Origin of the sequence: Cypionkella sp., assembly GCF_028290025.1 — a bacterium.
Classification (GTDB): Bacteria; Pseudomonadota; Alphaproteobacteria; order Rhodobacterales; family Rhodobacteraceae; genus Cypionkella.
This window is the reverse complement of record NZ_JAQGKQ010000083.1, coordinates 50,588-71,962: the sequence shown is the minus strand read 5'-3', so window position 1 is coordinate 71,962 and position 21,375 is coordinate 50,588. Positions and strand designations below refer to the sequence as shown.

Below are 21,375 nucleotides of genomic sequence, written 5' to 3'. Positions count from 1 at the left end.
TGCGAACTAAGCGAGGACTGGAGAAGTTACAGCAACAGATCAACGTAAGATAGGCGGGCCGTTTTGGGTTGCAGCTTCAACAAAGGCGTTGATTTTGGCGGGGTCTTTGACGCCGTGGCCGGATTCTACGCCGGAGGAGACATCGACTTGCCGGGCGTTGGTTAGGCGGATGGCTTCGGCGACGTTGTGCGGGGTGAGGCCGCCTGCAAGCATCCACGGGCGCAGCCAACGGCGTTGGGCGACCAGCCTCCAGTCGAACGACAGACCGTTGCCGCCGGGCAGGGCGGAGTTCTTCGGCGGCTTGGCATCGACCAGAATTTGATCGGCGACCAGCGAATACTCCATCAGGGCTTCGAGATCGCCTTCGTCGGCAACGCCAATGGCTTTCATCACTGGCAGGCCGTAGCGGGCGCGGATTTCAGCGACACGCTCAGGCGTCTCATGGCCGTGAAGTTGCAGCATATCCAAAGGCATAGCCTCGGTTATCGCATCGAGCAGGGCGTCGTCGGCATCGACCACAAGCGCTACTTTCGCCAGACCCACGGGGGCGGCGAGGGTCAATTCGCGGGCTTGCGGAATGGTCAGATGGCGCGGGCTTTTCGGGAAAAACACAAAACCCGCATAAGCGGCTTTCGCCGCAGACACGGCGGCCACGTCAGCTAGGCTGCGCAAGCCACAGATTTTTACGCGAATATCAGGCATTGTTAATCTTTGGCATCACTTCTGCCGGGGTCGGTCAAGCAGCGCTATCACATCATCCTGCGGCACCGAGGTGGCGTCGCGCATGGTGGCAAGTTCACGCTCCAACCGGGTGACTTGGCGGGACTTGGTTGAGGCTGTGGCGCGGTGCTTATGCTCACGCGCCCATTCCCACAAAAAGCCAACCAGCACGCCCGCGACAATGCCAAAAAACAGCAGCATGAAAACCGGAAGCTCTAACTGCCACGTCACGCCAAGAAACGCGGCCAGATCATCCGGCATGGCTTTTAACAGCACGGGGGTGCGGTTGGCCAAAGCCACAATCAGCAGGGCCAAGCCCACCGCCGCCAGAATCAGATAGCGCAGAAAACGAAACATCGGACCGCCTTTTCGCAGGTGCTGCGCCTATATTGGAGCAGATTGGCCCGCATGCAATGCGGCTTATTTGGTGTTGAGCCGATCGCGCAGCAGTTTGCCAGTTTTAAAGAACGGAACCTTTTTATCCTCAACCTTGACCGCCTCGCCAGTGCGCGGATTGCGACCGACGCGGGCATCACGCGCTTTGACCGAAAAAGCGCCGAAGCCGCGCAGCTCTACCCGGTCGCCTTTGGCGAGGGCGTCAATAATTTCTTCGAACACCGTGTTGACGATGCGTTCAACATGGCGCTGCGTAAGATGCGGATTTTCATCCGCGATTTTTTGGATCAGTTCAGAACGGATCATCCGCGATATCCCCCTTGTGGTGCCGCGTCCCTTTTTGCTGGGATTCTCGGCCGTGCCAACCTGTTACGCATTGGACTATAGGCATAATTTCCAAATCCACAAACAAAAATGCAGTCAAAAGCTGCCAAAGCAAAGGGCCCCGCGTTGCCACGGGGCCCGTTTATTGACCTGTTCGGGTCAGATCAGTTCTTGTCGCCCTTCAGAGCAGCACCAAGAATGTCGCCCAGCGAGGCGCCCGAATCGGACGAACCATACTGCTCGACGGCTTCTTTCTCTTCAGCGATCTCGCGCGCTTTGATCGACAGACCCATGCGGCGGGTCTTCGGATCAATGTTGGTCACGCGCACGTCGATCTTGTCGCCAACGCTGAAACGCTCTGGACGTTGATCGCCACGCTCACGCGAGAGATCAGAACGGCGGATGAAGGATTTTGCGCCGTTGTATTCAACTTCAACGCCGCCTTCTTCGATCGCGGTTACGATGACGGTGATGATACCGCCACGTTTCACGCCATCAACCGCATCGGTGAAGGTGTCTTCGCCCAAAGCCTTGATCGAGAGCGAGATACGCTCTTTTTCCACGTCAACTTCGGTGACCGAAGCCGTAACGGTGTCGCCCTTGCGGTAGTTTGCAATCGCGTCTTCGCCACGTTGATCCCACGACAGGTCGGAGAGGTGAACCATGCCGTCGATGTCGTTGTCGAGGCCAACGAACAGACCGAACTCGGTGATGTTCTTGACTTCGCCTTCGATGTTGGTGCCGATCGGATGGGTTTCGGCAAACACTTCCCACGGGTTGCGCTGAGTCTGCTTGAGACCCAAGGAAACGCGGCGTTTGGTGCTGTCGATTTCCAGAACCATAACTTCCACTTCCTGGCTCGTCGAAACGATTTTGCCGGGGTGAACGTTTTTCTTGGTCCAGGACATTTCCGAGACGTGAACAAGGCCCTCAACACCGGCTTCCAGCTCAACAAATGCGCCGTAATCGGTGATGTTGGTGACACGGCCTTTGTGCACGGTGCCGATGGCGTAAAGTTTCTCAACAGCATCCCAAGGATCGGATTGCAGTTGCTTCATGCCAAGGCTGATGCGGTGGGTTTCTTTATTGATCTTGATGACTTGCACCTTGATCGTCTCACCAATCGCGAGGATCTCGGACGGGTGATTGACGCGACGCCAAGCCATATCGGTAACGTGCAGCAAGCCGTCAACGCCGCCCAAATCGACAAACGCACCGTATTCGGTGATGTTTTTCACAACACCGTCGATGGTTTGGCCTTCGGTCAGGTTGCCGATGACTTCAGCACGCTGTTCTGCGCGCGACTCTTCGAGGATGGCGCGACGCGACACCACGATATTGCCACGACGGCGATCCATTTTCAGGATTTGGAACGGCTGCTTCATGCCCATCAGCGGGCCAGCATCGCGCACGGGGCGCACGTCCACTTGGCTGCCCGGCAGGAAGGCGACAGCGCCGCCCAGATCCACCGTGAAGCCGCCTTTGACACGGCCAAAGATCGCGCCATCGACGCGAGTCTCGGTCGCATAGGCTTTCTCAAGACGATCCCAAGCTTCTTCGCGGCGGGCTTTCTCGCGCGAGATTTGGGCTTCACCGCGGGCATTTTCCACGCGGTCGAGGTAGACTTCCACGGTATCGCCCACGTTGATGTTGGGCTGCTCACCGGGGTTGGCGAATTCTTTCAGATCGATGCGGCCTTCCATCTTGTAGCCGACGTCGATGATGGCCTGGCCCGCTTCGATAGCGATAACCTTGCCTTTGACAACCGTACCCTCTTCGGGGGTGTCAATTTCGAAGCTTTCTTTCAAAAGTGCTTCGAATTCGTCCATAGCTTTGGAGTTCATGTAGTTTGGGTCCTTTTTTCGATATGTCACTGGCCATGCGGTTGGCTCCGCCGGTCTTGGCTGCAATGAAGACGGGGCGTGGCTTCAGCCTGACCCTGCAATCGTTGGCGTCTTTATGGCGAAAGGCAGGATTCTGCAAGCGATATAGGGGCTCGCGCTGGTTTTACTGCCCGAAATTTGCCGGGATTTGTCTGGCTGAGTTGCGTTACTTCATCGTCGCGAGATAGGCCGCCACGTCTTCAGCACCGTTGCCCATCTTAAACGCCATTTTGGCGGTCACCGAGGCATCACCAGATTCCTCTTTGACCCATGCGGTTGGGTTGGTGATGTAGGCCGCAAGCTTGGCTTCGTCCCAAATATCGCCCTTGGCATTCAGCGCCAACAGGCCGGTACCGTATTTGAAATCGGGATAGCTGCCAATCGGGCGACCGATTACGCCATACAGATTGGGGCCGGTTTTGCCGCCCATTTGCACCGCTTTGCCGTCGGGGGCGATGATGGAATGACAGGCTTTGCAGCGGTTGAACAACTTCTCACCTTTTCCTGCGTCACCCTCTGCAAGGGCAGGAGTGGATAGCAACAAGGTAATCAGTGCGGATCTCAGAGCGAATCTCATCAAGCGGGCTCCTTCACGGGCTGGCCAAGCGGGCGCAGCGGTTGCGCCTGTTCAAGAGGTTATAGCCCGCGCGGCGTTGATTGACATCAGTTCGTGCGAAGTGCTTCAAACCGCCGCGGCAGAGCTTCTGTGCGGGTTAACTCAGGTGGAAGTCGATCGGTTGCAGCGGTTTTGGCGCGGGTTGGCCCAGATGCGGTGCAAGGCTGATTTCGGCAGCGCGGCAGATTGCGTCGAGCGGCAGGGCGTTCAAAGTGGTGCCGAACGGGGTGCTGAGTTCTTCGGTGACTTCGGCAAAGCCTAGAAAAACGTAAGCGACGATGCCGACGAAAAGCGGCGTCAACCAGCCCGAGGTGCCGACCAGCGCCATCGGCAGCAGCAGGCAAAACAGGTAAGTCGTGCGGTAGATCAGCAGCGAATAGACGAAAGGCAGCGGCGTTCCGGCAATGCGCTCACAGCCGGCTTGTTGCAGCGCGATACTGCCAAGCCGAGAGGTCAGCGTGCGTGCGCCGAAGCCGTCCATTTGACCTGCGGCATAGGCTTGCGCCAGATCGGCGTTGATCAGGTTCAGCGCCGAGCAGGGTGGATGCGGGTCGGCCAGCAGCGTTGGCGAGCGCGATTGGGTTTCGGAATCATGGGTTATCCGGCGCAGTTGCGTGCGGTGTAGATGCAAAAACGCCAGCGATTGCAACAGGATACGGTGGCGGATGGTTTGGTCGGGTAGAAAGACCTCCAACTCTCGGGCAAGGCTGCGCAGGTCGGCCAACAGACCGCCCCACAGCTTGCGAGCCTCCCACCAGCGATCATAGGCGGCGTTGTTGCGAAAGCTGAGGAACAGCGAAAGTGCTATGCCAAACACGGTGAAGGGGATGCCCTCGATATGCGGCAGGACGCCGAAATGATGGTCGAGAAACACCATCAGGGCCGCGAATGCGATGACACAAAACAGCGGCAGCGCGATATGCGGCAACACCGAGCCGCGCATCGCAAAGGCCAATTCCCAAGCGCGGGGTCTGTCGCGGATGATCATGGCGGTGTCCTTTTGCGTAACGGTTACGGTTAACGGCAGCTACCTGAAGCGCAGTTGCGTGAAGCGAAAGGCCGCGACTTTCGATTTGCATTGTCGATATGATGTTAGCGAGTGCCTACGTCTGTTTGCGCAACCGCGACGGATTTCACAATCGCAAAGATCGGCTGACCGGGGCTAAGGCTCAAAGCTTTCGCAGAGCGGGCGGTGATGCGGGCCAGCATATGCTCGGACCCTACGGCAAGTTGGATCAGCGCGCCGTCGTCAGATAGGCGGATTTCGCTGATCGTGGCTTGCAGGATGTTCAGCGCCGATAACCCCTCTGGCCTCGTGCGCGACAGGATCACGTCTTGGGCTGCGATGCGGATGCGCAATGTTGTGCCAAGGTTTGCGGCGATTGTCGGCAGCCAGATCGGGCCGCCGGCACTTTGCAACTGGCTCAGACCGTCAGCATCTTGCGCGATCAGAGTGCCGGTAAGGGTGGCACCCGCGTCGCGCAATCCCAAGGCCGGGGCGAGATCGGGGTCGGACAGCAGATCAGCGGCGGAGCCAGCGCGCAGAATGCGGCCTTGATCGAGCACCACCAAAGTCGTGGCAAGGCGGGCGACTTCGGCAAGCGCATGGCTGACATACAGGATCGGGATCTGAGTGTGGTCGCGCAGGGCTTCGATATAGGGCAAAAGTTCGGCTTTGCGGGCTTCATCCAAGGCGGCAAAGGGTTCGTCCATCAGCAGCAGCGCGGGGTTCGACAGCAAAGCGCGACCGATGGCAACACGCGATTTCTCACCGCCCGAAAGTGCCTGCGGACGGCGGGCGAGCAGAGCGTTGAGGCCAAGCAGAACCACAATATCATCGAAGTTCGGACCTTTGGTTTTGGGTGAGAACCAGCGACCGTAGTTTAGATTTTGCCGCACGGTGAGGTGCGGGAACAGCCGGGCGTCTTGGAAAACATAGCCTAAGCGGCGGCGATGCGGCGGCAGGTTGATGGCGTGGGCGGTGTCGAGCAGGGTGATCTCGCCTGAGGTGATGCGGCCCTGATCGGGGCGCAAGATACCCGCTACAGCATTGATAACGCTGGTTTTGCCTGAACCAGATTTGCCAAACAACGCGGTTAGTCCGGGGGGTGCCGTAAAGTTCACCTCCAGCGTGAAGCCGGGAAAACGGTGGTCAAGGGCGACGGTCAGGCTCATCGGCCCGCAATCCTTCGGGCGACGGCGCGGCTGAGCAATTCCGACAATATCAGCGCAAACATGGCTACGGCGATGGAGACTAAAACCAACCGAAAGGCTTGCGGATCGCCGCCGGGGACTTGCAAAAACGTGTAGATCGCCGAGGGCAGGGTTTGGGTTTGGCCGGGGATGTTCGAGACAAAAGTGATCGTCGCGCCGAACTCTCCCATCGCTTTTGCAAAGCACAACACCGCGCCCGCGATGATGCCGGGAAGGATCAGCGGCAGGGTGACGGTGACGAAAACCCATAGCGGCGATGCGCCGAGCGTGCCTGCGGTTTGCTCGAGTTTAGGATCGACGGCCTCAAACGCCTGGCGGATGGCGCGCACCATCAGCGGAAAGGCCATCACGGCGGCGGCGAGGACGGCACCGCTCCATTTAAAGGCGAGCACGAGGCCGAACCATTGGTCAAGATATTGGCCGATAAAGCCTTTTCGCCCGAACGCCAGCAGCAACAAGTACCCGGTGACGACGGGCGGCAGGATCAGCGGCAGATGCACGAGGCCGTTCAGCAGTTGTTTGCCCCAGAACTCTCGCCGCGCCAAAACATGCGCTACATAGGTGCCCAACGGCAAACTGAGCACCGTCGCCCATAGCGAAACGCGCAGCGACAGCGCCACGGCGCGCCATTCATCGGCGGTAAACCAGTCGGCGAGGGTGAACCAGTTGGGCATTGAGCCTTATTTCAGAACGGTAAAGCCTTGGGCAGTGAATACTTTCGCAGCGGCATCGCTAGACAGCTCGTCAAGGAAGCTCTGCGCCTCGGGTTTGGTGCTGCTGGCCACAACGGCCGCAGGGTAGACGATTGGCTGGTGGCTGTCGCTAGGGAAGGTGCCGACGACCGTCACCTTGTCGCCCGCTTCATCATCGGCAATTGCATCCGAGGCATATACGATGCCATAAGGCGCCTCGCCCGCAGCAACCAGAGCGAGGGCGGCGCGGACGTTATCGGATTGCGCAACATTGGCTTCGACGGCGGCCCAAATGCCAAGGTTTTCCAGGGCTTGCTTGCCATATTGGCCCGCAGGAACGGAATCAACGCTGCCCATCGACAACTTGCCATCGCCAAGAAGCGTTTTCAGATCAAAGCCTTGGGTGATGCCAATCGGTGCCGCCTTGCCAGAGGCGACCAGCACCAAAGTGTTGCCGAGGATATTTTTGCGGCTGTCGTCTTTGATCAGCTTTTCGTCGGAGAGCGTATCCATCCACTGCTTTGAGGCCGAGATAAACAGATCGGCGGGCGCGCCCTGTTCAATCTGTTTGGCGAGTTTGGCAGTGCTTTCGTAGGAAATCACCACGGTGTTGCCGCTGGCTTTTTGCCAATCGGCGGCGATGATATCCAGCGCGTTCTTCAAACTGGCGGCAGCGAATACGGTGATTTCGTCGGCACGGGCGGGCAGGGCGAGGCTGACGAATAAGGCTGCGGTGGCGATGCTGCGGATGAGAATTGGCATCGTGAACCCTGTCGACATGTTTTGCCAAACATATCAGCAAAGTCGTGTGCCGATGCAAGCGTTATTTCCCGTCGGGAATATCGCGGAGCAGGGCTTGCAAGGCGGCGATATGCGGCGCGGTGGCCTGCGCGGTGGCAGTTTCGGCGGCGCGATATTGCGTGATCACCGTGATGCCGGTGGCAGTTAGCTGCGCGCCGCCACCCTTCGCGCCACCACGCACACTTTCCACCACGGGATCGGCGAACGCGGCATTCATTTCCTCGACCAGCATCCACGCCCGCTTGTAGCTCATCGCCATCGCGCGTCCGGCTGCGGAAATCGAGCCGGTGTCGCGGATATGTTCCAGCAACGTCACCTTGCCGGGGCCGATCATTGCGGCTCCGAAATAAAAACGCAGGAAGATTTTTGCAGGCAATGTGCTCATGCGGTCAGGGTTCAGCCAAACCGAACGCATTGCAAGCGGTTCATCGGGTCAGGTCTTGCCGATTTGTCTCTCGCAAATGATGGGTGAGGCTGATTAACTCCGCCGCGCGCCGCTCGGGTATCCAACCTTTCGCCTCGGCCACCACATCGGCTATCCGCTCCAGATCGGCGGCGTTGACAGCACCGGTGATTGCCAGCGTTGTGCGGCGCAGCACCAGATCGGCAAGGTGTTCGACCGATTCATTGCGGGCGAGCCAGTCAATTTCAGCGAGGCTGTAGGCTTTGGCATTGGGCAGGCGATCAGTGTCACTGTGGGCTGATCTGTGGGCGGAGAAACTGTTCAAGCTGGTGCCGTAGCGGGCGAAAAGTTCTGCCGCGCGGGTGAGGGTTAAGCCACCGGCTACGGCGGCGCTGGCGATCTGACTCGATTTTGCTGTATCATCAGTGGGATAGCGCTTGCCGCCACCAATCCCAAGATTGCGCGTGCTGATCTGGCGGGTGGAGTTCAGACGGCTCAAGCAGGTGTCGGCGACTTCTTCGGCAAACCCTCGGAACGTCGTCCACTTTCCGCCGACCATCGAAATAATCGCGTAAGGGCGCTGGCCTGTGGGCTCCAAAACTGGCGCGGAATGGTCGCGGCTGATCAGACCGGGGGTGGCTGCATCCGAGGCGGGCAGCGGGCGGATGCCGGAATAGGCGTAGATGATATGACTGGCATCGAAGCTCAAACCGGGCAGCAGAGCGCGCAGACTGGTCAGGAAATAAGCGATCTCGTCATCCTCACAGCGGACGTTTTCGGGGTCGGTGGCTTTGATATCGGTGGAGCCGACCAAGGCTTTGCCGAGGTAGTCATAGACCAGCAAGATGCGGCCATCGTCGGCCTCAAAGTAGATCATCTGGCCGTTCAGCATCGCTAAAAGTTCGGGGTGGTCGAGCAGGATATGCGAGCCTTTGGTGCCGCCGATCAGCTTGGTTCGCGCGCCCAAAATGGCATTTACGTGGTCGATCCACGGGCCAGCGGCGTTGATGACGAGCTTGGGTTCGGTGGTGAAACTGCTGCCATCCTCGCAGGTGAAGCTGATTTCACCGCCGTTATGGGCGGCAGGATGGGTGTAGTTCAGCGCCAAAGCATTGGCGTTTACGGCCATCCCATCAGCGAGCAATTCCCAAACCAGACGTTCTGGCCCCGAGATTTTTGCGTCGTAATAGAGGCCCGACGCGACAATGCGCGGCGTCATTTGCGGAAACTCGGTAAGGGTCTTGGCGCGGGATTTCATCCTGTGGCGCGGCATGACATTTGCGCGGCTGCCGTAATAATCGTAGATCGTGAAACCGATTTTCAACAGCAACGCGCCACGACTGCGCGCGGCGGTGGTAGAGCCGAACAGGGTGCGCAATGCCGCCCAAATCCCTTTGGTCCAAGAGAAAATCGGGATCACCGTTGGCAAAGGTGTCACGGCGTGGGGTGCGTTGCGCAGCAGCAGATTGCGCTCTAACGTCGATTGCGCCACCAGTCGAAACTCGCCGGTTTCAAGGTATTTCAAGCCGCCGTGTATCATCCGCGACGGGGCCGCCGAGGTGCCGCCGCCGAAATCACCCTTCTCGACAATCAGCACCCGCAGCCCCTGTTCGGCAAGGTCGCGGAACAGGCCAGCGCCGTTGATGCCAGCACCAATGATCAGCACATCGACGCCGTTTTCGGTCAAACTTTGCAGGCGGGCATCTTTATGCATAGGGTATCCGTTCGATCAGTTGCGCTCGCACACCTGCGGCTTTCAGCGGGTTTCTCGCTTTGCGTGTCATCATGGCACCAAAGCTTCGATTTCGGGCCAGAGCGGGGCGAGGGCTTGGGTGATTTTATTGTAAAGTTGAAAGCGTTTTTCATAGGCTGCGGAGCGGGCAGGGTCTGGGGTATATGTCTGACCCAAAAGCGCCATATCGCGAGGGTCGGCGAGGGGCGATGCGTATAGCCCAACCGCTGCTCCGGCGCATAACGCCGCACCCCAAGCGGCGGCTTCCTCGGTCTGGCTGGTGGTAACGGTCATCCCCAGAATATCGGCGAACATCTGCGCGAAGGCGGGATTGCGGGCGACGCCGCCGGTCAAACGAGCCTCTTGCACTGGGAAACCTGCGCGCAAAGCATCGACATGAGTGCGATGATTGAACACGATGCCTTCCAGCACAGCGCGCAGCATATCGCCGCGATTATGCCAGCCGCGCAGACCGATAAAGCTGGCGCTGGCTTGCGGGCCGTAAGGCGAGCCAAAGAGATAGGGGTGGAAGATCAACGAGGTAGGCTTTAGCAGCGCGGCGTTGATTTCTATCGCGAGGGCCGCGTGGATCGACTGACCCGAGGCGGTTGCGGCGGCTAGTTCCGCCTGACAAAGCGTCTCAATAAACCAGTCGTAATTGGCGGCAGAGGCGGGTGAGAGCGCCATGTTGTTCCACTGGCCCGGCAGGATCGCATTGCGGCAAAGCCAATGCGGATCGGTGTTTGGGGCGTCGGACACCACCTCATTGATCGAATAGGTGCCTGCGACGATGGCGACCACGCCCGTCTTATGGCCGCCAATACCCAAGGCCGAGGCGGTCACATCATGCAGACCAGCGGCAACCGGAGTGCCCTCGACAAGACCTGTGAGCCCAGCAGCCCCGGCGGTGATATGGCCGATGATTTCGGCGGAACCCGCGATGTCGGGCAGGGCGTGCGCGATGTTCTCCAGGTCGAAAAGTTGAAGCGCATCAAGGGTGTAGTCTTGGGTTTGTACATCGGTGAAGGCGGTTGAGGCTTCGGTGCGGTCGGTGCCAAGACTGCCCGTCAGACAGAACCGCAGCCAGTCTTTGCAGGCGAGAATTGTGCCGATCTGGGCGAAACGATCAGGCTCATTGTCACGCACCCAAGCGAGCAAAGCCGCAGGAGAGCAGGCGGGCGGGATCTGGCCCGTCAGTTTCAACGCAGCATCGGCGCGGTCGGCGCATGCGGCGCAGATCGCTCCCGCCCGGCCATCAAGCGACAGGATGCCGTTGCCAAGCGGGCGATTTTCGTGGTCGAGCAGATACAAACCGTCGCCATGCGCGGTGGCCGCGACTGCGACAATATCCGACGCGGGACGGCCAGAAAGCTGGATGGCTTCGGCAATAGCCTCGGCGGTGGCGCGCCACAGTCCCTCCATATCGCGCTCGACATGGTGCGGTTCGGGCAGCAGTTGCGGCACACGGCGGCGCGCAACTGCGATTTGCTGGCCCGAGACGTCGAATATCACCGCTTTGGTCACGGTTAGGCCGTTGTCGATGCCCAAGATGCTGGTCATTTGCTTTCCTAACGCGTCTGGGCGGGCTTTCGCGAGTCTATAACTCGACATGGCATGATGGGGTTGCAACAACAACGGGCGTTGCGATTATTCCTCTTCGGCGACGTCCGCGACACGCGAAACGGCCTCAGTCGCGATAATCACGTTGATACCTTTGGCGCGCATCCGAGTGATATGGGCCGGGTTGGTGGCTTGGTCAACGATCACCACGTCAAATTCGGTCAGGTCGGCAAAGGCGTGCAAAGCACGACGCTCAAACTTGGTGTGATCGGCCAGCAGGATGCGTTTTGAGGCGCTATCAAACATCGCGCGTTTGGTTTCCACCATGTCGGGCGATTGGTGGAACACGATATCATCGGTGATTGCCGACATCGACAAAAACAGCGTGTCTGCCCGCAAGCGTTTGATTTCGCTTGTGGTCATCCTCCCCATGAAGGCGTTGCACCAGTTGTGAAACTGCCCGCCCAGACCCAGCAGGGTAAGGTCGCGGATGCCGTTCAGCTCATTCATCAGGATCAGCGAATTGGTGATCGCGGTCAGCGGCACCTTGGCGGGTAGGTGCGGTGCCATCTGCAAGACGGTGGTGGAATCGTCGAAGAATATCGCCTGACCGGGTTCGACAAACTGCATTGCAGCGGCGGCGATGGCTTTCTTCTCAGTAGATTGGCGCGAGAAACGATAGAGGTCAGAGGCTTCAATCAGGCTGGTGGGCGCGGCTGACACAATTCCGCGGGCTTTACGCAATAATCCACGCGCGACCAGTTCATCAAGGTCGCGGTGGGCGGTCATCAGTGAGATGCCGAAGCGGTCGGTCAGATCTTCAATCCGCATCGAACCTTCGGCCATCACGGCCTCGGTAATCAACTGGCGGCGGGCGATTTGGCGGGCGTGGCGACTATCAGACGGCAGCTGCGCAGGCGTAGGGCCAGTGGGCGGTCGCATATCGGTCATTCTCGCCCCCCTTTATCATGCGCCGAAAAGCTGGGGAGCGCCGTTGCCAGCGCCCCCCCAAGTTCAGATTATTGCGACAGAGTGAACGGGCCGGTGTAGTTGGCGACGTTGTCTTTGGTGATCAGCAGGCAATCGAACAGCTGCTTTTCAGTCGCGGCACCAGTAGCGCCGGTCTTGATAAAGCTGTCGGCTTGCTTCACAGCCTCGGCCGAGAACACAGCAACTGGCTGCAACACGGTGTATTGCATTTCGCCGGCAGTAATCGCGGCTACAGCGTCTGGCGAGCCGTCAAAACCGCCGACTTTCACGCCCTCGAGCTTGCCCGCTTCTTTCAAAGCCGCAATCGCGCCCAAAGCCATCTCGTCATTGCCAGCGATCACGCCGATAATGTCGGGGTTGGCTTGCAGGATCGACTGCATTTTGTCGTGGCCCTTGGTGCGATCCCAATCGGCAACTTCTTGGGCGGCTTTCACCAGATCAGGATATTGGGTCAGCACGGTCTCATAGCCGTTCGAGCGCGTTGCCGCATTGTTATCAGCCGGGTTGCCGAAGAGTTCGGCGTATTTGCCGGTCTCGCCCACAGAGGCCACCCATTGTTGCGCGCCCATAGCCGCACCTTGCGCGTTGTTGGACACGAGCTGCGCTTTAGCCAGACCTTCTTTGTTGATCTCAGCGTTAACCAAAAACACCGGAATACCAGCGTCAACAGCCTTTTGCACAGCGCCAACCGAGCCGTCAGCATTCGCCGGATCAAGGATAATCGCGACGGATTTGTTGGTGATCGCGGTGTCGATCATCGTCGATTCCGCATTGGTGTCGCCCTTATGCGCCGACACGGCGGCGGTGTAGCCGAGGCTTTCAGCGGTAGCAGCCGCCACGTCACCCTCGGTTTTCCAGTAAGGGTTCGCCGGGTCGTTAACGATAATGGTGATAAGGCCATCTGCGAAAGAAGCGCCTGCGAGCAGGGCGTTAATCGCCACTGCAGCGAGCAGCGCGCGCTTGGTCATTGTGAACATAGTCTCTCTCCCTTGGTTGTAAAAAGCAGTCTTGCCATTGTGGTGGCGGTCTTTCCGAAGCGGCGCACCGCCTCGGCGAAGCTCTTTAAATCTCAGACCTTTGCCTTGGCCTTCGGTTTATATTGGATGGAGTTCAACAGCACGGCGAGCACGATCACCGCACCCGTAAACACGGTTTGCCAGTAAGACGACACGCCGATAATGACGAGGCCGTCCGACAGAAAACCGATCACGAATGCGCCGAGCATGGTGCCGCGAATGGTGCCGCGCCCGCCGGTAAGTGCCGCACCGCCGATCACCACGGCGGCAATCGCGGTTAATTCGTAAGTGGTGCCCGCGGTCGGGCCAGCACTGGTTAACTGCGATGACAGCACGAGGCCCGCGATCGCCGCGCAGATGCCGGACAGCACATAAACCGTGATCTGCACCCGCTTGACCGGAACGCCGGAGAGCTCTGCCGCGCGCTCGTTGCCGCCTGAGGCATAAAGCCAACGGCCAAAAGCCGTGCGCGACAGCATTAACCCGGCGAGGATCGCCAGCGTCGCCAACACGACGACACCGATGGGAACGCTCCATTCGCGGGTAAAGCCGAGGCGGTTGAAGCCCAGCCAGTTGAAACCCTGATTGCCAAGCTCGGGTTTGCCGCCAAGATTGTTGAAAGTCAGCCCGTTGGTCATCAAAAGCGCCACGCCGCGCGCCACGTATAGCACGCCGAGCGAGGCCACAAAGGCGGGCACCTTGAACCACGCCACCAGCACGCCGTTAACCAAACCGACAAACGCCCCCAAAACGCAAGTCAGCACAGCGACCGCCCAAACCGGCGGATACAGGATAACGCCAAAGCTATCGACCTGCACGCCTTGCATTAAAAATCCCGCGACGCAGCCCGCAAGCCCAAGCGTAGAACCCACCGAAAGATCAATACCACCGTTCAGGATCACCAGCAGCATACCGATGGCAAGGATGCCATAAATCGCCACATGGCTCGCCATAATCAGGAAATTCGCCAGCGAAAAGTAGTGTGGAGACAGCAGCGAGAATACCACGATAATCGCGATCAGCGCAAAGAAGGCGCGGCCTTCAAGCAGCAGAGCAATCGGGTCAAACCCTTGTTTCGCCAGAGGTTTTGGGGTAGACGACATCGGATGCTCCTAGTGAACCACGGCTTCGCCAGAGGCGGCCATGATCTTTTCTTTACTAACTGTATGGTCAAACTCGGCCGAAATCCGGCCCCGGTGCATGACGATAATGCGGTGCGCAATCGACAGACATTCGCCGACTTCAGAGGTCGAATAGATCACCGCAAGGCCCTGTTTCGCACCCTCAGCCAGCAGCCGAAACACCTCCGCTTTGGCGCCAATGTCGATACCGCGCGAGGGTTCATCGAGCACGATAACCTTCGGATTTGTCGCGAGCATCTTGCCGATAACCACTTTTTGCTGATTGCCGCCCGACAGCGACCCAATCGGCGCTGCGCCGCTGGCATCCGTCTTCACCGTCACCTTGCGAATGGCATCGCTGATCACGGCTTGCTCGGCGCGGCGCGAGGTAAACAGCCCCTTGGTAAACGCGCCAATGCTCGCCAGCGACAGGTTTTGGCCGACCGACATGGTCTGCACAAGACCGTCGCGTTGACGATCTTCCGGCACCAAAACCAATCCCTTAGCGATGCGTTGCGCGATGGTCAGGCCCGATATATCGCGCCCCTGCAACATCACCCGGCCACCCGAAGGCGTCAGCCGGCCCGCGACACATTCTAGCAACTCGGTGCGACCCGCGCCCATAAGCCCATATATACAAACAATTTCCCCAGCCTTCACTGATAGGGAAAGCCGATCAACCACCGAGAAACCCACACCCGCCGCATCCGGCACCGACAGGTTTTCAATGCTCAAAGCTGTGTCGCCCATCGCATAACCGTTCGGCGGCGAGCCGAGGTCAAAGTTCTCACCCACCATGTTGCGCACGATCCATTCGAGATCAATCTGCGCGCGTTCAGCCGAGGCCGTCATCGCGCCATCGCGCAAAACCACCGCGTGATGGGTGATCTGCAAAGCTTCCTCAAGATGGTGCGAGATATAGACAATCGACACCCCCCGCGCCGTCAAATCGCGGATAACCTTGAACAAAACCTCAACCTCGGTGGCTGACAGCGCGGAGGTCGGCTCATCCATGATCAAAATGCGGGAGTTAACCGACAAAGCCCGAGCGATTTCAACGATTTGCTGCTGGCCAAGGCGGAGTTCTTCAACCGGCGTCAGCGGGTCAATATCTTCCTCAAGCTCGGCCATCAAAGCCCGGGTTTGGCGTTCTTCCTCGGCATAATCGACGCCAGAGCGGCCCATAATCTCACGGCCCATGAAGATATTGTCGCGGACGTTCATATTGGTTGCAAGGCTAAGCTCTTGGTGGATAATGGAAATCCCCCGATTGCGCGCATCGGTGGAATTGGCGAATGTCACAGGCGAGCCGTCCAGCACGATCTGCCCGGAAGTCGGCTTCACCACGCCCGACAAGATCTTCATCAGCGTCGATTTACCCGCGCCGTTTTCGCCGAAAAGCGTCGTCACCTGACCGCGATGGATGTCGAAATTCACGCCTTTCAGCGCGTTGATATTGCCGTAAGCCTTGGCGATATTGCGCGCTGACAGCACCGCCTCGCCGTGGGGGGCATCAAGGCTCATTTCACCTCCAACGACACCGGGGTGATCATCCAGCTTTTCGGATTAACCAGTTTGAACGCACCAACCACAGCGATGGTTTTGCCGGTCAAAGCCGCATTATCAATGCCGTCCAGTACCAGCTTTTTCATCTCTTTATTCAACGCCGATCCGGCATCCTGATACTCGATCTGGTTGGTGAATTGGCTGAAACTGATCTCGCCTGTAGCGTCGCGCAACTCGGTGCCATTGATCGCGGGGCCGGTCTGCACACGCAACCGCAAAGGCGCAGGAATCCCTGCAATATCAACGAAGTAAAGCCCGGATTTGCCTTCGCCCACCACGCCTTCAAGCTTCACCGGATAGACGCCCCCAACGGAATATTTCGCCTCCGCAGCCTTAGGATCAGCCGCAATCGCCGTTGCCAATTCGACCGCATCCACCGCGCGGCTGGTCACATTGGCCTGCACTTTTGGAAAGGTTTCCGCACCAAACGCCTCAGGCGAAAACACCGCCGCACGCACGTCCTGATCCGAGCCGATGCGGACCACCGTGGTATCCAGCGCAATCGCGGCCAACACGGCGACGACGATCGCCGCAGTGATCAAAGTTGTGCGGCTGGGGCGGTTGGGCAATGGAGCGAGATCGGAGTGTTGGCTCATTGTGAAGTGACCTCAGAGAGAGAGAAATTTGGGGTTCGACGACGATGGGCTGTACAGCGCAGGTCCACAATACCGCGCAACCAGCGCGGCTTGTCTGCCGTTCACGCGCACGAAGCCGGAATGCGGCGGCCAACTCAGCATGACTTCCCCCCACTTCTGCCGAAACTCAAGCTTAGGCGATTTCCTCCCGCCCAGCTGGTTCGCTCGTGTCTAACCATGATAGAGTTATGGTATCAACTCGGCGGATATTGTTATAACTTTCCAAGCCTGTCAATCGAGTCTTTCGTAAGCCTCTCACCATGCTCCGTGTCCGAAAGTCGCGAAATGTGAGCCGCTATCTTTGCATATCCGATTTTCTGCAGCCGCGAAAACCGCTGCGATGCGGCGAGGCTTTCGAAACAAAACCGAGCCAAATGTGAAGCAATCACTTGATATACATAGGTTATCAAGCTTTTGACCGAGCCTCACTCCGACGTGAAATCATCGGAACACCAACCTCGCCACGAATCCCAACTTGCTGCAGCTCAACTCCGCTTACGCCAATTGACAGCCTTCAGTTTATCTGAAAGAAATTGCGATGTCCGTAAAATAATTCAGTTTGGATGTTATCTCTATGCGATAACATGTGAAGCCAGCGGAGGGCCTATGGCTTTTGTGGTGACATGAAAGCTACGCAAGGAGGGGTGATGAAAGAGCTTTTGATCGGCATCGACTCAGGCACTTCGGTGGTCAAGGCGGTTGCGTTTGATTTGCACGGCGTCCAACTGGCGTCGCACGCCGTACCGAATGTCTACATCAGCGGTGCCGATGGTGCGGCCACGCAATCGCTGGTGCAGACTTGGGCTGATTGTGCGGCAGCCTTGCGCGGGTTGGCGGAAAAGGTGCCGAACTTGGCTGCGCGCACGACGGCGATCTCGGTCACCGCGCAAGGCGATGGCACTTGGCTGGTGGGGGCGGGCAACAAGCCAATCTGTGACGCTTGGCTTTGGCTTGACGCCCGCGCCGCGCCGACCGTCGCACGCTTGGCCGCAAATCCCGCCAATCGCGCCCGGTTTGAGGCTACAGGCACCGGGCTGAACACCTGCCAGCAGGGCACACAGATGGCGCATATCGACAGCTTTCACCCCGAGCTTCTGAACGCCGCCGAAGTGGTACTGCATTGTAAGGATTGGCTTTATCTGAACCTGACCGGAGTGCGCGCCACCGATCCCTCCGAGGCCAGCTTCACTTTCGGCAACTTCCGCACCCGCCTTTATGAAGATGCGGTGATTGATGCTTTGGGGCTTTCGCACCGGCGAAACCTGCTGCCGCAGATCATCGACGGCAGCCAAATCACGCATCCTTTGACGCCCGAAGCCGCCGCGCAAACCGGCTTGCTGGCGGGCACCCCGGTCAGTCTCGGCTTTGTTGATATGGTGATGACGGCGCTTGGCGCGGGCGTGCATACCGGTGCCGCGGGGGCTGCGTGTTCCACTGTTGGCTCGACGGGTGTGCATATGCGGGCAACTCCGGTGGACGGCGTACATCTGAATGCCGAGGGCACTGGCTACGTGATTTGCCTGCCAGTGCCGGGGATGGTGACGCAGGTGCAGACCAATATGGCGGCGACGCTGAACATTGATTGGGCGCTGCGGATGGCCGCTGACCTGATGTCGGACTTCGGCAAACCCACCAAACACGCGGATTTGGTACCGCTGATCGAAAGCTGGCTGGCGGCCAGCAAGCCCGGCGCGCTGCTCTATCATCCTTATATTTCGGAGGCGGGTGAGCGTGGACCGTTCGTTAATGCTGACGCCCGCGCAGGCTTTGTTGGCCTGAATTTCAACCATCGTTTCGCTGACTTGTTGCGCGCCGTGGTCGAAGGTCTGGGCATGGCAACGCGCGATTGCTATGCGGCAATGGGCGCTATGCCATTGGAGCTGCGGCTTACAGGCGGGGCTGCGCGCTCCAAAGGGCTGCGTGGCGTGCTGTCGGCTGCAACCGGCGCGCCAGTGCGGGTATCCACGCGCGAGGAGGCTGGTGCCGCCGCCGCCGCGATGATGGCGGCCGTCGCGATCGGCGCATATCCTTCGATGGATGACTGCATCGCAGAATGGGTGACGCCCCTGCTGGGTACGCCCGAAGCGCCCGATCCGGCGCTGACCGCCACCTACGCCCAAACCTACACCGCCTATAAATCCGCCCGCGAAGGGCTAACTGCCGCATGGTCCGGCCTTGCCGACCTGCGCGCGACAGCCCGCCACGCCACAGACAGGATAACACCATGAGCCTGAGTGAATCTCACCTTTCTACCGACAGTTTGTCTAACAATGACCGTATCTCTGATCCCGCTCTGGTTGATCTGTTCGTGATTGGCGGCGGCATCAACGGTGCGGGTATCGCGCGCGATGCTGCCGGGCGTGGGCTATCGGTGGTGTTGTGCGAAAAAGATGATCTGGCACAAGGCACCTCGTCACGCTCGGGAAAACTGGTGCATGGCGGCTTGCGCTATCTGGAGTATTACGAATTTAGGCTGGTGCGTGAGGCACTTATAGAGCGCGAGGTGTTGCTGAATGCCGCACCCCATATCATCTGGCCGATGCGTTTCGTGCTGCCGCACTCTCCCACCGATCGTCCGGCATGGTTGGTGCGGCTCGGGCTGTTTCTGTATGATCATCTGGGCGGTCGGAAAAAACTTCCCGGCACGCGGACGCTTGATCTTCGACGCGATCCGCAGGGCGCGCCGATCATGGATCAGTACAAGCGCGGCTTTGAATACTCCGATTGCTGGGTAGATGACGCCCGGTTGGTGGTGCTGAACGCTTTGGACGCCGCCGAAAAAGGCGCGCTGGTGCTGACGCGGACAACTTGCACGGGCGCGCGGCGTGAAAATGATGCTTGGACTGTAGAGACCACTGACCAGAACGGCGAAACGAGGGCGTTCCGGGCGCGCTGTATTGTCAACGCGGCTGGCCCATGGGTGACCGATATCGTTACGCGGGTGGCGGGGTCGAACTCCTCGCGCAACGTGCGATTGGTGAAGGGCAGCCACATCATCGTGCCGAAGTTTTGGGCCGGCGATCATGCCTATCTGGTGCAAAATCACGACAAACGGGTGATATTCATCAACCCATATGAGGGCGACAAGGCGCTGATCGGTACCACCGATGTGCCTTACGAGGGCCGCCCGGAAAAGGTGCAGGCCAGCGAAGCCGAGATCGAATATCTGATCGCTGCCGTTAACCGTTATTTTAAGGAAAAGCTGCGCCGCGCCGATGTGCTGCATCATTTCTCCGGCGTGCGACCGCTGTTTGACGATGGCAAGGGCAACCCCTCTGCCGTCACCCGCGACTATGTGTTCGATCTGGATGAAACCGGTGGGGTGCCTTTGCTCAACGTATTCGGTGGCAAGATCACCACCTTTCGCGAACTCGCCGAGCGTGGGCTGCATCGCCTGAAAGCCGTGTTCCCGCAGATGGGGCCCGATTGGACCGCAACCGCCAAACTGCCGGGCGGTGAGATGCCAAATGCCGATTACGAAAGCTTTGCCAATGACTTGCGCGTCGCCTACCCATGGATGCCCCGCAGTCTGATCCGGCACTATGGTCGTCATTATGGTGCCCGCACCGGTGATCTCGTGGGTACGGCGCAAAGCCTTGGCGATCTTGGCCAACACTTCGGCGGCGATCTTTATGAGGCCGAAGCGCGCTACTTGATCGCCCGCGAATGGGCGCAAACGGCGGAAGATATCCTAACCCGTCGCACCAAGCACAACCTGCAACTGACCGCCGAACAGCAAGCCCACTTCACGACTTGGCTGGCGCAGGAGGCTTAGATGTTAACGCTTTCGCTCAACACCAACCCGCTCGTTAACCGTTTCGCCGACCCGGATGAGCTGATTAACACCGTCGCCCGCGACTTGCGCATCCGCGATTTGCAGCTGACGCATGAGTTCATTAACCCGTCGTGGCCCGCCCCGGTGATACGTCGTTTGACCCGTCAAATGAACGCCGCGTTGCAGCGTACCGGCGTCCGTGTGACCTCTGGAATGACCGGTCCGTATGGCCGTCTTAACCATTTCGGTCATCCCGACCGCGACGTGCGCCGCTACTATGTTGACTGGTTCAAAACCTTTGCCGATATCACCGCTGATCTCGGAGGCACCTCGGTCGGAACGCAGTTTGCAATTTTCACTTACGCCGATTTTGACGACCCCAAGCGCCGGGAATCTTTGATTCAAATCGCCATCGATTGCTGGGCCGAGGTGGCCGAGCATGCCAAATCTGCGGGCCTTAACTATGTTTTCTGGGAGCCGATGAGCGTCGGTCGCGAGTTTGGCGAGACCATCGCTTCCGCACTTGCGCTGCAGACCCGCCTCACCAACGCCCGCATGGCGGTGCCGATGTGGATGATGGCCGACATTGATCATGGTGATTTGACCAGCCCAAACCCTGATGATGTTGACCCCTACGCCTGGGCACGCGCAATACCAAAGGTTTCGCCGATTATCCATATCAAACAAAGCCTTATGGATAAGGGTGGCCACCGCCCTTTTACCGCTGCCTTCAACGCCAAGGGTCGGATTCAACCTGAACCGCTGCTCAAGGCTTTGGCGGAAGGCGGTGCGCAAGACAACGAGATCTGCCTCGAACTGTCGTTCAAAGAACGCGACCCGAACGACCGCGAAGTGATCGCGCAAATCGCCGAAAGCATTGCGTTTTGGGCGCCGCATATCAGCAGCGGTGTGGACGATCTTAATATCTGAC

Annotated in this window: 20 protein-coding genes; 3 read left to right on the top strand and 17 right to left on the bottom strand. The window is 58.8% G+C overall.

Going from position 1 to position 21,375, the window contains the following annotated elements:
- Positions 1 to 39: 39 nt before the first annotated feature.
- From JWS10_RS13925 to JWS10_RS13845, 17 genes are all read right to left on the bottom strand, one after another.
- Positions 40 to 702 (bottom strand): phosphoribosylanthranilate isomerase, encoded by a 663-nt coding sequence (locus JWS10_RS13925; RefSeq protein ID WP_299508359.1) that lies wholly within the window; start codon positions 700 to 702, stop codon positions 40 to 42.
- 15 nt (positions 703 to 717) lie between these two features.
- A complete protein-coding gene (locus tag JWS10_RS13920) occupies positions 718 to 1,077 on the bottom strand; it encodes a LapA family protein (RefSeq protein WP_299473859.1) in 360 nt (119 codons plus the stop codon).
- 63 nt (positions 1,078 to 1,140) lie between these two features.
- Entirely contained in the window at positions 1,141 to 1,422 is a 282-nt protein-coding gene (gene ihfB, locus JWS10_RS13915) for an integration host factor subunit beta (protein WP_299473862.1), read from the bottom strand.
- A 182-nt stretch (positions 1,423 to 1,604) separates the two neighbouring features.
- Positions 1,605 to 3,284 carry a 30S ribosomal protein S1 gene (gene rpsA, locus JWS10_RS13910; protein ID WP_299473865.1) on the bottom strand — a complete coding sequence of 560 codons (1,680 nt, stop codon included), beginning with the start codon at positions 3,282 to 3,284 and terminating at the stop codon, positions 1,605 to 1,607.
- 205 nt (positions 3,285 to 3,489) lie between these two features.
- Positions 3,490 to 3,900 (bottom strand): cytochrome c family protein, encoded by a 411-nt coding sequence (locus JWS10_RS13905; RefSeq protein ID WP_299508358.1) that lies wholly within the window; start codon positions 3,898 to 3,900, stop codon positions 3,490 to 3,492.
- 136 nt (positions 3,901 to 4,036) lie between these two features.
- On the bottom strand, positions 4,037 to 4,927 hold the full coding sequence (locus JWS10_RS13900) for a bestrophin family protein (RefSeq protein WP_299508356.1): 891 nt from the start codon (positions 4,925 to 4,927) through the stop codon (positions 4,037 to 4,039).
- Between the two features lie 104 nt (positions 4,928 to 5,031).
- On the bottom strand, positions 5,032 to 6,114 hold the full coding sequence (gene modC, locus JWS10_RS13895) for a molybdenum ABC transporter ATP-binding protein (protein WP_299508354.1): 1,083 nt from the start codon (positions 6,112 to 6,114) through the stop codon (positions 5,032 to 5,034).
- The gene (gene modB, locus JWS10_RS13890) at positions 6,111 to 6,827 is read right to left on the bottom strand and encodes a molybdate ABC transporter permease subunit (RefSeq protein WP_299508352.1); all 717 of its coding nucleotides are present in this window, start codon (positions 6,825 to 6,827) and stop codon (positions 6,111 to 6,113) included. Before modB ends, modC begins: the two co-directional genes overlap by 4 nt.
- Before the next feature lie 6 nt (positions 6,828 to 6,833).
- Positions 6,834 to 7,607: a molybdate ABC transporter substrate-binding protein gene (gene modA / locus JWS10_RS13885; protein WP_299508350.1), complete on the bottom strand. Its 774-nt coding sequence runs from the start codon at positions 7,605 to 7,607 to the stop codon at positions 6,834 to 6,836.
- 61 nt (positions 7,608 to 7,668) lie between these two features.
- Positions 7,669 to 8,061, bottom strand: a complete 393-nt coding sequence (locus tag JWS10_RS13880) for a LysR family transcriptional regulator (protein WP_299508348.1) — start codon at positions 8,059 to 8,061, stop codon at positions 7,669 to 7,671.
- Positions 8,062 to 8,071: 10 nt separating this feature from the next.
- Entirely contained in the window at positions 8,072 to 9,763 is a 1,692-nt protein-coding gene (locus JWS10_RS13875; protein ID WP_299508346.1) for a glycerol-3-phosphate dehydrogenase/oxidase, read from the bottom strand.
- Positions 9,764 to 9,832: 69 nt separating this feature from the next.
- Positions 9,833 to 11,341 (bottom strand): FGGY-family carbohydrate kinase, encoded by a 1,509-nt coding sequence (locus tag JWS10_RS13870; RefSeq protein WP_299508344.1) that lies wholly within the window; start codon positions 11,339 to 11,341, stop codon positions 9,833 to 9,835.
- An 87-nt stretch (positions 11,342 to 11,428) separates the two neighbouring features.
- On the bottom strand, positions 11,429 to 12,292 hold the full coding sequence (locus JWS10_RS13865) for a DeoR/GlpR family DNA-binding transcription regulator (protein ID WP_299508342.1): 864 nt from the start codon (positions 12,290 to 12,292) through the stop codon (positions 11,429 to 11,431).
- Between the two features lie 68 nt (positions 12,293 to 12,360).
- The gene (locus JWS10_RS13860; protein WP_299473896.1) at positions 12,361 to 13,308 is read right to left on the bottom strand and encodes a D-ribose ABC transporter substrate-binding protein; all 948 of its coding nucleotides are present in this window, start codon (positions 13,306 to 13,308) and stop codon (positions 12,361 to 12,363) included.
- Between the two features lie 92 nt (positions 13,309 to 13,400).
- A complete protein-coding gene (locus JWS10_RS13855) occupies positions 13,401 to 14,450 on the bottom strand; it encodes an ABC transporter permease (RefSeq protein ID WP_299508340.1) in 1,050 nt (349 codons plus the stop codon).
- 9 nt (positions 14,451 to 14,459) lie between these two features.
- The gene (locus JWS10_RS13850) at positions 14,460 to 15,992 is read right to left on the bottom strand and encodes a sugar ABC transporter ATP-binding protein (protein ID WP_299508338.1); all 1,533 of its coding nucleotides are present in this window, start codon (positions 15,990 to 15,992) and stop codon (positions 14,460 to 14,462) included.
- Entirely contained in the window at positions 15,989 to 16,630 is a 642-nt protein-coding gene (locus JWS10_RS13845; RefSeq protein ID WP_299508336.1) for a DUF2291 family protein, read from the bottom strand. Before JWS10_RS13845 ends, JWS10_RS13850 begins: the two co-directional genes overlap by 4 nt.
- A gap of 686 nt (positions 16,631 to 17,316) precedes the next feature.
- Here JWS10_RS13845 and JWS10_RS13840 point away from each other — a divergent pair.
- The 3 genes from JWS10_RS13840 to JWS10_RS13830 are packed head-to-tail and all read left to right on the top strand — an operon-like array spanning position 17,317 to position 21,374.
- The gene (locus JWS10_RS13840) at positions 17,317 to 18,897 is read left to right on the top strand and encodes an FGGY-family carbohydrate kinase (RefSeq protein ID WP_299508334.1); all 1,581 of its coding nucleotides are present in this window, start codon (positions 17,317 to 17,319) and stop codon (positions 18,895 to 18,897) included.
- A complete protein-coding gene (locus JWS10_RS13835) occupies positions 18,894 to 20,444 on the top strand; it encodes a glycerol-3-phosphate dehydrogenase (protein ID WP_299508332.1) in 1,551 nt (516 codons plus the stop codon). The genes JWS10_RS13840 and JWS10_RS13835 overlap by 4 nt, the downstream gene beginning before the upstream one ends.
- The gene (locus JWS10_RS13830) at positions 20,445 to 21,374 is read left to right on the top strand and encodes a TIM barrel protein (protein ID WP_299508329.1); all 930 of its coding nucleotides are present in this window, start codon (positions 20,445 to 20,447) and stop codon (positions 21,372 to 21,374) included.
- Position 21,375: the final 1 nt, after the last annotated feature.